This is a genomic window from Aminobacter sp. MET-1 (assembly GCF_026521175.1).
Lineage (GTDB): Bacteria > Pseudomonadota > Alphaproteobacteria > Rhizobiales > Rhizobiaceae > Aminobacter.
The window spans coordinates 1-242 of the sequence record NZ_JAMSHL010000166.1; the positions used below are offsets into that span (position 1 = coordinate 1).

Annotated in this window: 1 protein-coding gene; it reads right to left on the minus strand. The window is 52.9% G+C overall.

Features of this window, described 5'->3' with window-relative positions; translation table 11 throughout:
- Nucleotides 1-242: AAA family ATPase (locus NDO48_RS29485; protein WP_267322954.1), on the minus strand; the 242-nt coding region annotated here is incomplete at both ends.

Consider the following 242-nt stretch of genomic DNA (forward strand, 5'->3'; position numbering starts at 1 on the left):
ATCCAAGGCTGTTTCCAGGTCGCCTGATTCTTTGCTGAAGTGCTCATCGAGCACTTGCCATATGTCGTGCGGCAGATCTTGTCGGCAGAAAGCACAGGTGCTTCGTTTGTCCCGGTGAATCCCCATCCCCTGCTTGACCCAGAGTTGCAAGGCGTTATCTTTGAGCAGTTCTTCAATCGCCTTGGTTGGGGTTATCGCCTTGGAAAGCAGAGGTTCGGCAGTGGCCTTCAAAGACTCTAGCT